We start from the raw sequence: 15,646 nt of genomic DNA, 5'->3' as shown, positions 1-15,646 counted from the left end.
TTGTGACTCCCAATATTGTTTTAAGGACATGTTCTCTATGTGTTAAAGGTGGTATCCGATGCATACCCAGGTTCTTGAGTGGCTTAAAGCGGGTAACGATGACGCCGAAGACATTGTTGATCTCCCCTGGAACCTCAGGCAGGTGGGAGAGAACCACTACGTTGCCGAGCACCCGAAGATACCGTTTCTCCTGAACGTCATCTTCATGGACGGATTTGTCCGGCTGGCAGTTCCGAGCGGCATCGAGACCATAGCTATGAGGCTTGAGGAAAAGGTGAAGGTCTACCACACGCTCCTCATCCTGAACGAGCGCATGAACCTTCTCAAATTCACGCTCAGCGGCATGAACGATGAGGTAACCCTCAGGGTTGACCTAGACGAGAAGAGCCTCGGAAAGGATGAGTTCAACGACGCTTTAACCGCTCTCCTCGTGGGTATGAACGTCCTGATGGACTCCCTTGGCCTAACCCAGGAGTTCCAGGAGATGATATTTGAGAGGCTCGCCCTCATGGTGTTTGAGAGGATGCAGAACGGCGCCAGCGAGAGGGAGATAATTGAGTTCCTTACGAAAAAGGTGGGTATGAGCAAGGAAGATGCCGAAGCACTTCTGGCTGAACTTAAAAAAGCTGTCAGAGAGGATGAGAGGGGGTACATTTGAAGTTCGGGATTCTCTATACTCCAATTTTCCTCGAACACAGGCCCGAGGGGTATCACCCGGAGAATCCCAGGAGGCTGAAAAGAGCCGTTGAAGGGCTGAAAAAAGCTGGTCTGTGGAAAAACGTTATCGAACCTGAAGCAGTTCAGGAAAAGGAGCTCCTCAAGGTTCATGATGAAGAGTACGTGGAGCTGGTAAAAGAGCTGGGAAGATCTTTCAACTACCTTGACCCAGACACCTACGTTTCCCCCGGCACGTTTAATGCCGCGCTCCACGCCTTTGGGGCTGTTAAGAAGGCCGTTGAACTTGCCTTTGAGGATAAAGGGCTTTACCTTGCCCTCGTCAGACCACCCGGCCACCATGCCGGCAGGAGGGGAAGGGCCTTTAACGCACCGACTCTCGGCTTCTGCATCTTCAACAACGCGGCCTACGCTTCAAAGCTCCTCGAAGGGCTCACCGGAAAGGCCTTGGTTATTGACTTCGACGCCCACCACGGCAACGGAACGCAGGAGATACTCTGGAACGATCCAAATGCAGTCCACATAGACCTCCACGAGAGGGACATCTATCCCGTGAGCGGCTACGAATACGAGGTTGGGGGTAAGGGTGCAGAGGGAACTAAGGTCAACATTCCAATGCCCCACTATTCGGGCGACGACGACTACATCTACGCCTGGAACGAGGTTGTTCTGCGGATAGTTGCCCAGTTCAAGCCGAAGGTCGTAGTTATCTCAGCTGGCTTTGACGGCTTCCACGGAGACGGCCTTACAACGCTCCGCCTGAGTGAGGTCTTCTACGCCTACGCTGGAGCAACTCTCTCGAAGTATCCCCTAGTGGTTGTTCTCGAGGGTGGCTACAGTGTTGGGCTCGAAAAGGGTCTGCCTGTTTTTATGGCAGGATACCTCAGTAAAGAGCACCTTGAAGTCCCAGTGCATCCGTCCTTTGAGACTCTGAGCATTATGGAACGGGTGAAGGAAATACTGGGGGAGTGGTGGGAGTTCTGATAAAGAAAAGAGAAAAGCGGCGAGTCTCAAAGCCCCAGCATTTCCTTAGCGGCTTTAACGCCAAGCTCGAAGGCCCTCATGTTTACATCTATCGTCTTCGGCGGGACGCTGATCCTGATGACCTCCTTTATCTGCTCCTCCGAGAGCGGGAAGCCAGGAGTCTGGCTGAGTGCTCCTATGAGGACTACGTTTGTGGTGACGATGTTGCCAGCCTCCATAGCTAACTTCTCGGCGTCGAAGGCCATGAACTTGCCGCCGAAGTCTTCTTCAACGATCTTCTTCATCTCGTCAAGGCTCGGATAGGTCGCGAGCCCCATCGAGACCTGGACCGGCGGAATCGGCCTCGCGTTGGTGAAGACGAGGCCACCCTTCTTGAGGTAGTTGATGTAGCGGAGTGCTTCAACAGGCTCGAAGGAGAGTATGACGTCGGCCTTTCCCTCGGGAACCATAGCACCGTAAACGTCCTCGCCGAAGCGGACGTAGGCTATGACGCTTCCAAAGCGCTGGCTCATTCCATGAACCTCGCCGACACGAACCTTGTAACCTGCCCTTAAAGCCGCCCATCCGAGAAGGTTGGCGGCGGTGAGGATTCCTTGCCCGCCAACTCCGGTGATAACGATGTTGTACTCCTTCATCTCACTCACCCTCCTTCATGGGCTCGAACGCATCGAACGGACATACCTGGGCACATCCACCGCAGCCCCAGCACATCGTTGGGTCAACCTTTGCCTTCTTGGTCTCTGGATCCCAGTAGATCGCCGGACAGCCGTAGGCGTTGATACAGATCTTACAGCCGGTACACTTGTCCTCGACAACCTGATAGATGGGCCACTTCATTCCCCTTCTGCGCATCTGGCCGATCTTGTAGAGGGCACAGACCTGCCTTGAGACGACTACGCTCACACCCTCAACTTCGAGGGCCTTCTTTATGGTCTCGTAGGTGGCCTTTATGTCGTAGGGGTCAACGACCGCAACGAAGTCCGCACCCATGGCCTTGGCAACGTCCTCAATCGGTATCCTCTTACCCATGCCGTGAGGCGTCTGTCCCGTTCCCGGGTTGGGCTGGTCGCCGGTCATTGCCGTAACGAGGTTGTCGAGAACAACGATGAGAACGTTGGAGCGGTTGTAGATGGCGTTGGCAAGGGCCGGCAGGCCTGTGTGGTAGAACGTTGAATCACCGATGGTAGCGACGATAATCTGCTTCTCCTTGCCCTCCTTGTGCTCTTCCTCGGCGAGTGAGCCGTTCATCGCTATGCTGAGTCCGTGACCGATGCCGATGGAGGCACCCATGGCGACCGTTGTATCAACCGTTCTGAGCGGCGGGAGGACACCGAGGGTGTAACAGCCTATGTCGCTCGGGTATATCGCCTTGGGGCCAGCTGCCTTCCTTATGGCGAAGAAGCTGTTCCTGTGCGGGCACGCTGGGCAGAGGCTCGGCGGCCTCGGCGGGACTATCTGAGAGACCTTCTCGTATTTCTCGTCGATCTCGGCGAAGTTTATCGGCGTTTCAAGGCCGAGGAACTTGGCTATCGCTTCAACCGCCCTCCTCGTGGTCATCTCATAAACTCTCGGCACGAGGTCCTTTCCGTGGATCGGGATTCTCAGGCCCCTGTCGTAGGCCCAGGTCTTGACCTGCTCCTCGACAACCGGCTCGAGCTCCTCAACTATGAGAACCTTCTCAAGGCCGTCGAAGAACTTCTCAAGCAGGCCGTAGGGGACGGGGAACGGCGTTCCGAGCTTGAGGATCTTGACATCCTCGACTCCGAGCCAGGCAAGGGCCTCCTTGACGTAGGCGTAGCTTAAACCGGGAGCGATGATACCGACCTTCGCATCTTCCTTGCCCTCGATCCAGTTGAACGGGCAGTTGTTGAGTTCCTCGCGTATCTTCTCGATCTTCTCGAGGATCAGCGGGTGGAACTTCCTCGCGTGGGCGGGGACGTCAACGAACCTCGTCGGGTCCTTCTTGAACTTTCCGAACTTCCTCTTACCGGTCTTTATCTCCTCGGGCAGTTCGCCGAGAACAACGTCGCCCCTCGCGTGGGAGCTCCTGGTGGTTGTCCTCAGGATGACGAAGTGTTTGAACTTCTCGCTCAGCTCGAAGGCGTACTTCGTCATCTCCTTTGCCTCGTGGGGCGAACTCGGCTCAAGAACTGGGACGTTTGCGAACTTTGCGTAAACGCGCGTGTCCTGCTCGTTTTGTGAAGACCACATGCTCGGGTCGTCTGCAACCATTATGACGAAGCCTCCCTCAACGCCCATGCCGACCGAGCTGAGGAAGCTGTCGGCCGCGACGTTAAGGCCAACGTGCTTCATTGCCGTCATGGCCCTGAGGCCACTCCAGGCTGCGGCTAAAGCCGTCTCAAAGGCGACCTTCTCGTTGGTCGAGTACTCCATGTAGACTCCTGCCTTCTTTGCGACGGCTGCCATCGTATCGGTGAGCTCTGAACTCGGCGTTCCGGGATAGGCGGCGAAAACCGCTATGTTCGCCTCGAGCGCTCCCCTCGCTATCGCGTGGTTGCCCAGGAGGAGAACCCTCTCCCCGGGCTTGTCCCACAACACTATGTCGGTAACCTTCGCCATCTAAACTGCACCTCCAGATACCTCTTTCAAGAAATCCTCAAGTTCAGACTCATCCAAAATGTAAAACGCCTTAACGCCCATTTTTCGGGCCCTGCTAACCATATCTCTGTCTGAGGAGATTAAAATTGCATCAAATTTCTTGGCAGTGGAGATAAAGTATGCATCAGCAGCCCGAGGATGGATTTTTCTTGCGATATCTTTTGCGTCTTCGAATATCCAATCCTCTGAAACCTGGAGAACCCTGCTCGATAGGTACTCTTCAATGAGAGCGACTGCCTCATCCTTCCCAGTAAGCCGTTTGACAAGACTTATGGTCTCAACTACCCCCAGTCGTGGCATAGCTAAGGGAATTTCAGCGCTCTCAGCACTGGATATCGCTCGTCTTGCCAGCTCATTTCTGTGCTCTTTTCCCTTCACTGGTATTACGGCGTCCACCAGAGCGGAAGTGTCAACCACGAGCATCCCGCATCTCCTTCAGGAGTTTGTGGGGGTCTTTCTCGACTTCTCCAATGAGTTCTCTCATCCTTTCGTAGAGGTCGTTGATAGTAGGCGGAGCCACCTTAGGAAGCTTTGCCCCCTTACCCTCGGGCTTTGCATGGGTTTCCATAATCACTCCTCCCTCAGCAAGCCAACGTTCTTCGCCTGCTGGACGAGGGCATAGGCTCCAGCGGCAACGTCCTCCGGCCTCTCGTAGCTCGGGATTCCGTTGGCCTCAAGAAGCTCCTTGGCCTTCTCGCTGACGTAACCTGCCATGAAGAGCCCAAGGACGGGCTTTCCGTTGTTGACTTCTTTTACAGCTTTGATGACGCCCTCGGCGTGCTCAGTCGGCGTCATTCCCGCGAAGGTCGGGACGACGCAGATGGCTATAAGCATGTCCACGTTCGGGTCCTGGAGGAGGAGCTTAGCAGTCCTGTAGTAGTCCTCTCCGCGGGCAGAGGCTATCATGTCCACCGGGTTCTTCACGGCCGCCATCGGCGGGAGGAAGGAGCGGAGCTCCTCGATAGTTTTCTCCTCAAGGTTGGCCAGCTTGAGACCCTTCCTGTCTATGGCATCGGCCGTGAGAACTCCCGGGCCGCCGGCGTTGGTCATTATGGCTACGCGTTTGCCCTTCGGGAGCGGCTGGGTAAATGCCCTCGCCATGCTGAGCATGTCGTCAATTGTGTCGGCAACCAGAACCCCGCTCTGCTTGAATGCCGCCTCATAAATCTTCCAGCTTCCGGCGAGCGAACCCGTGTGAGATGATGCCGCCCTCGCACCGCTCTCGCTCCTGCCTGCCTTGAGCGCTATTACCGGCTTCTTCTTGGTGACCCTCTTTGCAACGTCAATGAACTTCCTGCCGTCCTTGAGGCCCTCGATGTAGAGGGCTATCGCCTTGTCCTCTTTCGTGTCGGCGAGGTACTCCATGAGCTCGGAGAAGTCAACGTCGGCCATGTTCCCTATGCTGACGAACTTGGAAAAGCCGATTCCTTCCTTGACGGTCTTGTAGACTATTCCAGCCCCAAGAGCACCGCTCTGGCTGATGAAGGCTATGCTTCCCTTCTTGGCGTCCATGATGAAGGTGGCGTTCATGTCGTCCTGGGTGTTCATAACGCCGACGCAGTTCGGCCCGATGATCCTCATGCCGTACTTGTGGGCAATTTCTACGAGCTCCCGCTCTTCCCTCTTGCCTTCCTCGCCGGTCTCACCGAAGCCAGCAGTTATGATGACGGCGCCCTTGACGCCCTTCTCACCGGCGTCTATTATCGCCTGTTTAACGAACTTCTTCGGCACAACGATGATAGCTAAGTCAACTTCTCCCGGGATGTCCTTGATGTTCTTGTAGGCCTTAACTCCCTGAACAACCTCGTCCTTGACGTTCACTGGATAGACCTTCCCGGCTTTGTACTTCTTGAGGTTTTTGAAGACCTCGTAGCCCAGCTTGAGCGGGTCGTTTGATGCCCCGATGACCGCTATCCCCCTCGGCTTGAAGAAGTAGTCGAACGTCATCAATCACTCACCGTTTAAATCTCGGTTAGAGCGTATATAAGCTTTCCCAAAACGGGCATCGGAGAAAATAAGGGCTTTGATGGACTCAAAGAGACGTTGATGAGCGGTGAAGTTCCTAGACAATGAGGCAGATTAAGCAACGACCTTACGAAAGCCTTAAATACTAATCTAGATTAGTACTAATCATGATTAGGAAATTTGTTGACAGGGAAAGGGAGCTGGAGATCCTCGAAAAGGAATGGAGGAACACTCCGTCCTTTGTCGTCATCTACGGAAGGAGAAGGGTAGGAAAAACCAGGCTTTTAGTGGAGTTTTCCAGGGGAAAGAGGGCCTTCTTCCACACATTCATGGAGGGGACGAAAGAGAGCCAAATTAAAAGCCTCACAGAAGAACTTGCAGATTTCTTCGACGATGAGGTCTTCCTGAGCTTCTCCGACTGGTACCCCCTCTTCAAGTACCTTTCGGGAAAAATTGACAATAAAACGCTTCTGGTGTTCGACGAGTTCACTTACGCGGTCAAAAGCGATAAAGGCATCTTGAGCGCCCTTCAGAGGGTCTGGGACCACGAGCTGAGCAGCAAACCAGTGATGCTCGTCCTCTCGGGTTCCCTGATGGGAATGATGGAGGACGAGGTTCTGAGCCACTCATCCCCGCTCTACGGCAGGAGAACAGCTGGCTTCAGGCTCCGCCCACTTGGGCTCTTCCCGTCACTCGGGTTCTTTGAGGACTTTGAGGAGGGTCTGAAGTTCTACATGCTCCTCGGGGGAGTTCCAGCTTATCTCATCATTGCATCCCGCTACAGGACAGTTGGGGACTTCGTTGAGGGGGAGTTCCTCACTCCAGAGGGGTACTTCTACGATGAGCCATACATAGTCCTCTCCGAACTCAGGGAGCTGAAGACCTACTTTTCAATCCTCTCGGCGATGGCCTCCGGGAGAAGAAAGCCCTCTGAGATAGCGAGCGGAGCCGGCTTGGATGGGAGGAAAATTTATCCCTACCTTGAGACCCTGATTCGCCTCGGTTTCGTGGAAAGGGAGCTTCCCGTTGCGAGAAAGGAAAAACGAGGCCTCTATAGAATCTCCGATCCAATGCTTATGAGCTGGTTCTCGCTCGTTTATTCAAACAGGACCGGGATAGAGCTTGGAACCATAACCCTCAACGATATTGGGGAAACCCTCCAGAGGATTTTCTCCTTCCGCTTTGAGGACGTTTCAAAGGAGTTTCTCATCGAGCTGAACAAAGAAGGAAAGCTCCCCTTCCGCTTTACCAAGATTGGCCGCTGGTGGCATAAAAATGAAGAGATAGACCTCGTTGCCTTGAACGAGCACGAGAGGAAAGCCCTTTTCGTCGAGGTTAAGTGGAAGGAGTTAAGCGAGAGGGAAGCGAGGGGAATTTTAAAGGAATTGGAGAGGAAGGCGGGACTCGTTGAACTGAGAGGGTGGGAGAAGCGTTACGGGCTTGTGGCGAAAAAGATCAAGGGAAAAGAGGAGCTAAGAGGAAAGAGCTTCCTGGCCTGGGATCTAGAGGATTTTGAAGACATTTAGGATGATTAAGTTACGGACAATGCTGCAAGACCCTTTTACCTTCACCTCAGCCAAAGGGAGCACCCGAAACCTTTAAGTAAGCTTCGGTTATTTTAACTCTGGAGGTGATGGCGATGGTGAAGGTGAAGTTCCTGGGCCACGCGGCTTTTCTGATCGAGGGAAGCAAGAAGATACTCATAGACCCGTTCCTCAGCGGCAACCCGAAGGCCGCCGTCAAGCCTGAGGAGGTTGAGGCAGACCTCATACTCGTTACCCACGCCCACGGCGACCACATTGGAGATGCTATAGAGATAGCGAGGAGAAGCGGAGCAAAAATAGTTGCCATGTATGACATAGCCAACTACATCTCCCAGAAGGCGAGCGATGTAGAGACCATTGGCATGAACTACGGGCCAACCACTATTGATGGGGTCTTCATCGTCCAGGTTCCAGCCTGGCACTCAAGCAGTGATGGAGTGCACAACATAGGCAATCCCTGCGGCTACATAGTTAAGCTCGACGGAGTGACCATCTACCACGCGGGGGATACATTCGTCTTCGGAGACATGGCACTCTTCAACGAGCTCTACGGCCCGATTGACGTTGCCCTCCTCCCGATAGGCGGGCACTTCACGATGGGACCGAGGGAAGCCGCCAAAGCCGTCGAGCTCCTCAAGCCGAGGAAAGTCGTTCCGATGCACTACAACACCTGGCCGCCGATCGCCCAGGACCCCGAGGAGTTCAAGAGGCTCGTCGGTGACAAGGCGGAGGTCGTTATCCTCCAGCCTGGAGAGGAGCTTGAGCTTTGAAAAACCTTTTAAATTTCTCTTCTTAGCTTACTTCTAGGTGGTGAAATGGGCAGAAAAATCCCAGCGGTGGCAGTAATAGCGCTGTTCCTATTTCCATTGTTGCTCCCCACTGCGAGCGGGCAGAATCAAGACTACGAATACGACCTCATAATAGTTCGCAACGACGACCTCATCGACTACATAGTGGCGCTTCCCTATTCAAAGCATCTGGATGTTCCCATTCTCCCCGTAAACCCGCAGGAGCTTGACCCCGCTACCCTGGCCCAGCTTCAAAGCTATGAGCAGTTCGGCTGGTACCACGTCCTAGTTATAGGTGACTATCAGGCGATAAGCCAGAGAGTCCAGGAGCAGCTTATGAGTCTTGGCTTTCAGGTCACCAGGATAGGTGGTGAGACCAGGGTTGATACCGCCGCTAAGCTGGCCGAGGAGTTCTACCCCTCTGGAATCGACGCCGTCGTCCTGGCCAGTGCAAGCGACTACGGTTCTGCTCTCGCCGCCGCCAGATGGGCAATGGCCTACGACAGGCCGTTTCTCCTCACCAACCCTTCGAATATATCCCAATCCGTTAAGGACACCCTCGCCAGATTGAAACCAGAAACGGTGATTCTCATTGGAGCGGGTCTCTCCAAAAATATTGAGAAAGAACTACAAGACATGGGATACAACACCTATTGGCTCCAGGAGAACATAACTATATCCGTACCGACTTCCACTGTTCCTGAGGGAATAAACTGGGGCTACGTAGTGGGGGCTGTTGTACTTACACTAGCCGTTGCAATTCCTGCTTCGCTATACTATGCCAAGAAGAAGTGGGCCGCCAACAGGGTCCCAATTGAGGTTTTAACCGAGAAGGAGCGTGCGGTCGTTAAGGCGATCCTCGAAAATGGGGGAACCATAAAGCAGGAGGAGCTTCCAGAGCTTACGGGCTATTCGCGCCCAACCATAAGCAGGATAATCCAGGAGCTCGAGAAGAAACAGCTCGTCGAGCGCGAGAAAACAGGGAAGACTTTCATTGTGAAGCTGACGAAGGAAATCATCATGCGTGACTGAGGGTCGGACAAGCCCTCCGCTCATCACTTTTCTCAGGGTCCTGGCTGTCTCCTCATCCCCAAAAAAGAGGGAAAATCGAATCACTTGCGGAAGAGATGGCCGTGAGCCTTGTTCACGTGCCTCGTGTATGCCTTGGCACTGCGGAAGACCATCCCACACCTCGGGCAGCGGAAGAGTATCTCTCCGTCCCTGTCCTCGATCTTGATGGCCTTCAGCACCGCCATCTCCTCCACCCCCGCCCATCCTTTGGGTTTGGACTTTTAAATTTTGCTGGTTAAACCCAAATCCTGTTCCCCTTGACTTTCAGGTATCCAAGCGTCTGTAAGGTTTTGAGGAAGTCCTCTATGGCGTCTTCATCGTAGTAGATGTTCACTCTATCCCCTTCGGCTTCCACCGTTATGGGCTCTATCACCATAAGCGCCTCTATAAGTTCGTTCTTTCTCCTGTGCTTCTCCGCTAGTTCAAGAATCTTTTCGGCCAGTACAGAGCGGGCTATCGCATCAAAAGTCGCTTCAACCAGGCTCTCTTCAGTTGCATACTCCTCTGCAATTTCAAGCGCATTCTCGAGAAGCTCCCTGTCAACTTCAAGGACTTCAACGTAGTAGTGCTTGCTCAGAGTGTACTCCGTTATGAGGGTTGCATTCAGATCACCGAGCTCGTCAAGATCTTCTTCAAGCTCGTCAATTGGAAACCTGAGCTCAAGCTCTAGGTTATCCAATGGTGGTTTCCCTCTTAAAACTAACACTCCATCGCGCTCCTCAACGGCCCCCTCCTCTATCAGGGCCGTTATCAGGGACAGCTTCGAGAGATCAGGCTCTTCAAAAAGCTCGCTCAAGGGCTTTTCCTGGCCGACTTCCCAGTCGCGCATAAGCTCCTCATAGGCAAGCTGGATTGCTTCAAGTTCTTCCCCGAGAATGGGTGCTTTTGGACTGAGTTCAACGAGTTTTGAGTATTTTCCCCTAACTATCAGGTAGTGCTCTATCTCTGGCTTCGTTTCCTCGACTGGCCTGTTCATTATTCCTGCCCTGCTGAGCTTTCTAGAGAGTTCGTTCATATCCTCACGGCTTAACACTTCAAGCCTCACGGTCTCCACCTATCTTAGACTGTTCTTGAGGATTATAACCTTTCCTCAGCAGGGTCTCAAGAAGAGCTTTCGCTGGCTTGTTCGTCACGATGTTGAGAGTCTCTTTCACCTCGTTTTCCAGTCCGGGTTCGTATCTAGCGTATAGAAGGAGTGCATAGGCTACTACCTTTGGATCTCCCTCGTTCAGAATCTCCATGGAGGAAGCAAGTATTGGGTCTTCAAGCAGTCTGTTTGCCAGTTCCTCAATTTTCGCCTTGTCATCTGCCTGTACTGCCTCCTTGAGCGGTTTGTAAAACCTTTCCAGAAGTATTCTTGCCATACGCTCCCTCTCAACGAGGTCTGAGCCGGGGCTTTCCCCGGGTTTCCTTTTGAAGAGAAGGTAGTAAACGGCGGGTATCGCAAACAGGAGCATGAGCACAACGTAGAGCTTTATCGGAATTTTTATTCCGCTTTCTATCCTTCTGGACACAATAACGAGGACTGCTGTTCCAAGGATCATTCCCGCCAGTGTTATGAGAACGTAGTAAGCGGAGTAATCCTTAATCTGGGGCCCCTTAGCTTTCACACCTAACTCCTCAATGTGTTTCAGCCTGTCCTCTGCAATCTCTATTATTGCATTGAGCCGTTTTTCACGCTTTTCTATTTCTTCAAAGACGTCCATAGCTCTGCCCCTGGATACTTGGTGCTCGATGGTTAATAGTCTTCTGGTCTCCCAGCGGCGACAACCCTGTAGAATGCAACCGCTCCGACGAGAGCATAGAGGTAAGTTGTGAGGGTCTTGTAGAGGAATGCAGTAACGATCTGGGCCGCTCCGTTGCCTATGGCAATGGTAACACCCAGTTCATTTGCCCCAATTCCTCCTGGTGTTCCCAGGACTCCTCCCAAAAACGTGGAATAAAGGACACCTTTGAATGCTTCCCCATAGGGGATTTTAACTCCGACCGATTTGCCCACGAGAAAAAGTGTGGCTGCGTTTGAGAATACCATCCCAATTCCAATGACAATCGCCGGAAGAACTGATAATCCTTCCTTAGCTTCTTTCCATCCCTGATACATCCTGTCGAGTCTTTCAACGGATTTCATTACCCAGAAAAGAGGATAAACAGCGTAGTATGCGACCCTGTCAAAGATCATAGTGACGCCCAGTATGACCGCCAGGATGCCGGCTATTGGGTTTCTCGCCATAACTGCGACCATTATAAGGCCCGAAATATACTCCGTGGCCATTGCCAGGAGCCCAACGCCGAAGGTGTACCAATAGTCAGTCCCAAGAAGGCGAACCTTAACCAAGAACCCGACCGCAGAGTTGAGGGAAAACCCGAGATACGTTCCCGAAAGCGTCGCAAGTAGCGTTCTCTTGAAACTGATGCCCCTCTTCTTCAGGTAGACGTACCAGAGCGTAGTGTAGAGGAGATAGCCCGCTAAACCTGTGATGCAGGCGAGGAGAAAATATGGAGAGAGCAACAGCCCCGGACTGAGCTCAACCGACGAAGCCTCCGAGTGAACGCGGTATATCAGGTAGGAGGTTATGCCTATCGTCAGTACTATTGTTAGAGCTTTTCTCTTGTTGCCCAATTTACTGCCCCTCTAGGAGCTTTCTGACGTAGCGCGGCATCTGGAAGAGGGTTTCGTGCCTCTCGGGATCGTAGTAGTAGAGGTCGAGCTTCTTTGCCCTCTCAAGGTCTATCCTGGTGAAGTCAACGTCTCCCTTGACCCCAACGAGGAAGCTCCAGGGCGAGGCGTAGCCTATGACCGGGAAGCTGAAGTAGTACACCCTGTCAAAGACTTTCTTCATGGCCTTATACGCGTCGAGTAGCTCGTTCGTGAAGAGGTAGACGCTGCCGGCCTGGGTAACGTAAAGACCCTTCTCGTTCAGCTTCTCGTAGGCGTCCCTGTAAAACTCTTCGCTGAAGAGAAGCTTCGCGGGGCCGACTGGATCGGTTGAGTCCACGATTATAACGTCGAAGCGTTCATCAGTTTCCCTGAGGTACTTGACGCCGTCGCCGATTATCAGCTCGGCCCGTGGCTCTTCCTTCTTTATGAGCCTGTCCAAAAGGTCTTTGGCGACGTCAAGGTAGAGGTAAGACGCTTCCACAACACCCTCGTCTATCTCCACCATTATGGCCTTCTCAACGGTGTCATGCCTAAGAACCTCGCGGAGCGTTCCACCGTCTCCACCGCCGATGACGAGAACCTTCCTCGGGTTCGGGTGTGCAAGCATTACAGGGTGTACTAGGACTTCGTGATAGCTCTCCTCACCAACTTCCACAAGTTGGACGGTTCCATCCAGGACAAGGAGCTTCCCAAAGCCCTCCGTCTCGTATATCTCAAGACGCTGGTATTCCGTCTGGGTCTCAAACAGTCTCCTCTTCACCTTAAACCCGACTCCGTAGCCGCGAGGGTACCATTCGATGAAAGCCCTCTCCTGCTCGTTGTATCCCATGAGTCTCACCACCGGTGGATACGATGTTGGGTTTTAAAGCTTAGCGTGGCGAGAGGTTTATTAAGAAAATCGCGTATTGTCCTATGTATGGAAGGAACAGGTATTGCAAGAATCGTGGCCGAGAAAATCGCAGAGGTGTGGGATGAGCTTTTAAACACTGAGATAGTTGGGATTCCCCATTTGGTTGGTAGTATTTCCTCAGATGGAGAGGTCGAGATGTTTTTAGTGTTCTTTGATGAGTACACGTTTGAGAGAACAATAGAGGACGGTAGCGTTAGCTTTACTTTTCCAATCGAGGCCACTGACCCGAAGGAGCTGTTTATGTCCCTTCTGAAGTTCATCAGGGAAGGGACGACACCCAGCATTCTAGAACCCGGTGAAAAGATAAAGGAACCCCTTAAAGAGAACCTAACGAAGAGAGGCTTTGAGGTTCTCTGGATTGCGGGAAACGATTACGTTGACGCTTGGGTTTCCAAAAGTGGAGTGAAGTACCACCTGAGCTTCGAAAGAACGGGAAAAGACGAATACACTTTGGTGAGAAAAGAAAAAGTTCAGTAGGGGAACATGACGACGACCGCTATTGCGGCGGCTGGCTTGTCCTTGACGGTTATCTCGGCGCTTGCAACCTTGAACTCACCGAGCTCCCAGCCCCTCTGCCTGAAGCCTTCTTCGACCATCTTCCTGACCATTTCCTCGGCTTCTTCCTTGGTGCAGTAGCCCGAATACTCGTAGATCAGACCGCCTTCGTTGTTCTTGCTTATCCCGACGCCCAGTGCGGCGCTTATCGTCATCCCCGGCTCGTCGCTCTCGATGTGGGCGTAAACTGTCGGCAGGAGCATTCCTATCGGAACGTCGTGTACCTTCTCCATCCACTCGATATGTGCGGGAATAACGCTGCTTAGCTTGACCAGGTTAACGTTTCCTATGCCCAGCTTGAGGAGTGCGTTGTCAAAGGCGTTCAGCTTAGTCCCTCCCTCAGCGGTTGCGGCACCTATAAAAGCTCTCTTTGGGGTTGTCCAGCTCATCTCAACCTCCTCCTTTTCTCTTTAGGTATACTCTCCTCCTGTTATTAGATGAGCAGACTGTTTAATCAAACGCGACTTCTTTACCAGCTTAAAAACGTTTCGCTATATCTAAAAGAGGCGATTTGGGGGTGTTTTTGTAGCATAGAAGGCCCATGGGGGGAAAACGCGCTAAAACATCATTCTCGATGCCATTGAGTAGAGAACGAAGAAGGTTATGATAAGCGTGATTATGTAGAACATCAGGCCCGCCGTGAAGAAACAAGCCCAAACAGGAACCCATCCTCAAATGTCAATTTTTTCTTTCCCATCCGTTCAAATTCAAATCGCCCCAATGGATACTGCGTTTGACCGCCCATGATAATTTTTTGACGGCGCTCTCAATAATCTACAGGAATTTCGACTGAACTCCCTATTTCCGGCCACACCAAAAAGCACTGATAACAGCTTGGACATGATAAGGTTTAAATGCTCAAAGTTGCAACCATGGACGGTGATGTTCATGATCGAAGTCGGGGAATACAAGGTCAAGGAAGGCCTCTACTACACGAAAGACCACGAGTGGGCTCAAGTTCTTGATGACGGCACGGTTCTCGTTGGCATAAGCGATTACGCCCAGAAGGAGCTGGGAGACCTCGCCTACGTCGAGCTTCCGGAAGTCGGCAAGGAAGTCAGCAAGGGCGACGTTCTCTGTGAGATTGAGAGCGTCAAGGCAGTCAGCGAGGTCTACGCCCCAGTCAGCGGCGAGGTCATCGAGGTCAACGAGGCCCTCGAGGACAGCCCCGAGCTCCTCAACGAGGATCCCTACGAGAACTGGATCGCCAAGCTCAAGCCGACCAACCTTGAGGAAGAGCTCAAGGAGCTTATGGACGCCCAAGCCTACGCCGAATACCTGAGGAGCCTTTGATGGGCTTTTTCTTCTTCATTATTTCCTTATTTCTAAAGAACATTAAGCGTTTGAACTTTCTAGCCCTTTTGGATTGGATGTTATCTGTTGGGTGCGTCGAAATTAAGGAATGATTTTTAAGCTTCGCTCCTTTTTATCATCGGTGAAAGTATGGAAAAGAGACTCGTGAGATCAAAAAAGAATAGGATTTTCCTTGGAGTTCTTGGGGGAATAGCCGAGTACCTGGAAGTGGATCCGACTATTGTCAGGCTTATCTTCGTCGTTCTCTTCGCGGTTAATCCAGGCGTTATGACGCTGGCCTACCTGCTTGCTGCTCTGGTGATGCCCGAAGAGAGCTCTGAGGAAGAGAGCTCTGACCTCGGCAAGAAACTCGAAGACGTCATAAAGGAAGCTGGGGAGAGCCTGGGTGCCGTGGTTCACGAGGACAGCACATCCAGAATCGTCGCCCTTGTCCTGATACTTCTTGGAGCCATCCTTCTGGTGGATTCCGCCTTTAGAGTGCTCCCTGTGGTGGGCTTCAAGACGCTCCTTGCAGTTGTCCTGCTGGTAATCGGCGTAGTGCTCCTTAAGGAGGGTGAGTGAT

The 15,646-nt window shown here is 52.6% G+C and carries 19 protein-coding genes; 8 read left to right on the top strand and 11 right to left on the bottom strand.

Features of this window, described 5'->3' with window-relative positions; all coding sequences use genetic code 11:
* Window positions 1-58 precede the first annotated feature (58 nt).
* Together ACZ5TN_RS05180 and ACZ5TN_RS05175 are read left to right on the top strand one after the other, a co-directional pair.
* Window positions 59-658, top strand: a complete 600-nt coding sequence (locus tag ACZ5TN_RS05180) for a DUF8183 domain-containing protein (RefSeq protein ID WP_464917345.1) — start codon at window positions 59-61, stop codon at window positions 656-658.
* Window positions 655-1,659, top strand: a complete 1,005-nt coding sequence (locus tag ACZ5TN_RS05175) for a histone deacetylase family protein (protein WP_464917344.1) — start codon at window positions 655-657, stop codon at window positions 1,657-1,659. Before ACZ5TN_RS05180 ends, ACZ5TN_RS05175 begins: the two co-directional genes overlap by 4 nt.
* 26 nt (window positions 1,660-1,685) lie before the next feature.
* Here the strand turns inward: ACZ5TN_RS05175 and ACZ5TN_RS05170 are convergent, their stop codons facing one another.
* The 5 genes from ACZ5TN_RS05170 to ACZ5TN_RS05150 are packed head-to-tail and all read right to left on the bottom strand — an operon-like array spanning window position 1,686 to window position 6,225.
* On the bottom strand, window positions 1,686-2,294 hold the full coding sequence (locus tag ACZ5TN_RS05170; RefSeq protein ID WP_464917343.1) for an indolepyruvate oxidoreductase subunit beta: 609 nt from the start codon (window positions 2,292-2,294) through the stop codon (window positions 1,686-1,688).
* Window position 2,295: 1 nt separating this feature from the next.
* Window positions 2,296-4,239: an indolepyruvate ferredoxin oxidoreductase subunit alpha gene (gene iorA, locus ACZ5TN_RS05165; RefSeq protein WP_464917342.1), complete on the bottom strand. Its 1,944-nt coding sequence runs from the start codon at window positions 4,237-4,239 to the stop codon at window positions 2,296-2,298.
* A complete protein-coding gene (locus tag ACZ5TN_RS05160) occupies window positions 4,240-4,701 on the bottom strand; it encodes a type II toxin-antitoxin system VapC family toxin (protein ID WP_464917341.1) in 462 nt (153 codons plus the stop codon).
* Entirely contained in the window at window positions 4,688-4,846 is a 159-nt protein-coding gene (locus ACZ5TN_RS05155; protein WP_011249093.1) for a hypothetical protein, read from the bottom strand. The genes ACZ5TN_RS05160 and ACZ5TN_RS05155 overlap by 14 nt, the downstream gene beginning before the upstream one ends.
* Before the next feature lie 2 nt (window positions 4,847-4,848).
* Window positions 4,849-6,225, bottom strand: a complete 1,377-nt coding sequence (locus tag ACZ5TN_RS05150; RefSeq protein ID WP_464917340.1) for an acetate--CoA ligase family protein — start codon at window positions 6,223-6,225, stop codon at window positions 4,849-4,851.
* A gap of 185 nt (window positions 6,226-6,410) precedes the next feature.
* Between ACZ5TN_RS05150 and ACZ5TN_RS05145 the strand changes: the two genes are divergently transcribed.
* From ACZ5TN_RS05145 to ACZ5TN_RS05135, 3 genes are all read left to right on the top strand, one after another.
* Window positions 6,411-7,769, top strand: coding sequence for an ATP-binding protein (locus ACZ5TN_RS05145; RefSeq protein WP_464917339.1), 1,359 nt, complete (start codon window positions 6,411-6,413; stop codon window positions 7,767-7,769).
* Between the two features lie 113 nt (window positions 7,770-7,882).
* Window positions 7,883-8,557, top strand: coding sequence for a metal-dependent hydrolase (locus tag ACZ5TN_RS05140; RefSeq protein WP_011249096.1), 675 nt, complete (start codon window positions 7,883-7,885; stop codon window positions 8,555-8,557).
* Window positions 8,558-8,602: 45 nt separating this feature from the next.
* Window positions 8,603-9,607 carry a cell wall-binding repeat-containing protein gene (locus tag ACZ5TN_RS05135; protein ID WP_011249097.1) on the top strand — a complete coding sequence of 335 codons (1,005 nt, stop codon included), beginning with the start codon at window positions 8,603-8,605 and terminating at the stop codon, window positions 9,605-9,607.
* Window positions 9,608-9,687: 80 nt separating this feature from the next.
* Here the strand turns inward: ACZ5TN_RS05135 and ACZ5TN_RS05130 are convergent, their stop codons facing one another.
* The 5 genes from ACZ5TN_RS05130 to speE are packed head-to-tail and all read right to left on the bottom strand — an operon-like array spanning window position 9,688 to window position 13,134.
* Window positions 9,688-9,831, bottom strand: coding sequence for a C2H2-type zinc finger protein (locus tag ACZ5TN_RS05130; protein ID WP_011249098.1), 144 nt, complete (start codon window positions 9,829-9,831; stop codon window positions 9,688-9,690).
* 50 nt (window positions 9,832-9,881) lie between these two features.
* The gene (locus tag ACZ5TN_RS05125; protein WP_464917520.1) at window positions 9,882-10,691 is read right to left on the bottom strand and encodes a hypothetical protein; all 810 of its coding nucleotides are present in this window, start codon (window positions 10,689-10,691) and stop codon (window positions 9,882-9,884) included.
* Window positions 10,681-11,352 (bottom strand): hypothetical protein, encoded by a 672-nt coding sequence (locus tag ACZ5TN_RS05120; RefSeq protein WP_464917338.1) that lies wholly within the window; start codon window positions 11,350-11,352, stop codon window positions 10,681-10,683. The genes ACZ5TN_RS05125 and ACZ5TN_RS05120 overlap by 11 nt, the downstream gene beginning before the upstream one ends.
* 32 nt (window positions 11,353-11,384) lie before the next feature.
* Window positions 11,385-12,266 (bottom strand): lysylphosphatidylglycerol synthase domain-containing protein, encoded by an 882-nt coding sequence (locus ACZ5TN_RS05115; RefSeq protein ID WP_464917337.1) that lies wholly within the window; start codon window positions 12,264-12,266, stop codon window positions 11,385-11,387.
* A 1-nt stretch (window position 12,267) separates the two neighbouring features.
* On the bottom strand, window positions 12,268-13,134 hold the full coding sequence (speE, locus tag ACZ5TN_RS05110; protein WP_011249102.1) for a polyamine aminopropyltransferase: 867 nt from the start codon (window positions 13,132-13,134) through the stop codon (window positions 12,268-12,270).
* A gap of 87 nt (window positions 13,135-13,221) precedes the next feature.
* Here speE and ACZ5TN_RS05105 point away from each other — a divergent pair, with 87 nt between their 5' ends.
* Window positions 13,222-13,692 (top strand): hypothetical protein, encoded by a 471-nt coding sequence (locus tag ACZ5TN_RS05105; RefSeq protein ID WP_011249103.1) that lies wholly within the window; start codon window positions 13,222-13,224, stop codon window positions 13,690-13,692.
* On the opposite strand, the gene ACZ5TN_RS05100 is transcribed toward ACZ5TN_RS05105, so the two are convergent.
* Window positions 13,686-14,159, bottom strand: a complete 474-nt coding sequence (locus ACZ5TN_RS05100; protein WP_011249104.1) for a pyruvoyl-dependent arginine decarboxylase — start codon at window positions 14,157-14,159, stop codon at window positions 13,686-13,688. The genes ACZ5TN_RS05105 and ACZ5TN_RS05100 overlap by 7 nt on opposite strands.
* Before the next feature lie 499 nt (window positions 14,160-14,658).
* Here ACZ5TN_RS05100 and gcvH point away from each other — a divergent pair, with 499 nt between their 5' ends.
* Window positions 14,659-15,063, top strand: coding sequence for a glycine cleavage system protein GcvH (gene gcvH / locus ACZ5TN_RS05095; RefSeq protein WP_011249105.1), 405 nt, complete (start codon window positions 14,659-14,661; stop codon window positions 15,061-15,063).
* Between the two features lie 150 nt (window positions 15,064-15,213).
* Complete coding sequence (locus ACZ5TN_RS05090; protein WP_011249106.1) at window positions 15,214-15,645, top strand: PspC domain-containing protein; 432 nt, start codon at window positions 15,214-15,216, stop codon at window positions 15,643-15,645.
* The last annotated feature ends 1 nt before the right edge of the window (window position 15,646 follow it).

It is taken from the genome of Thermococcus sp. JCM 11816 (assembly GCF_055396515.1).
Note: the sequence above shows the minus strand (reverse complement) of the source record. Positions and strands in the feature narration are given on the sequence as shown.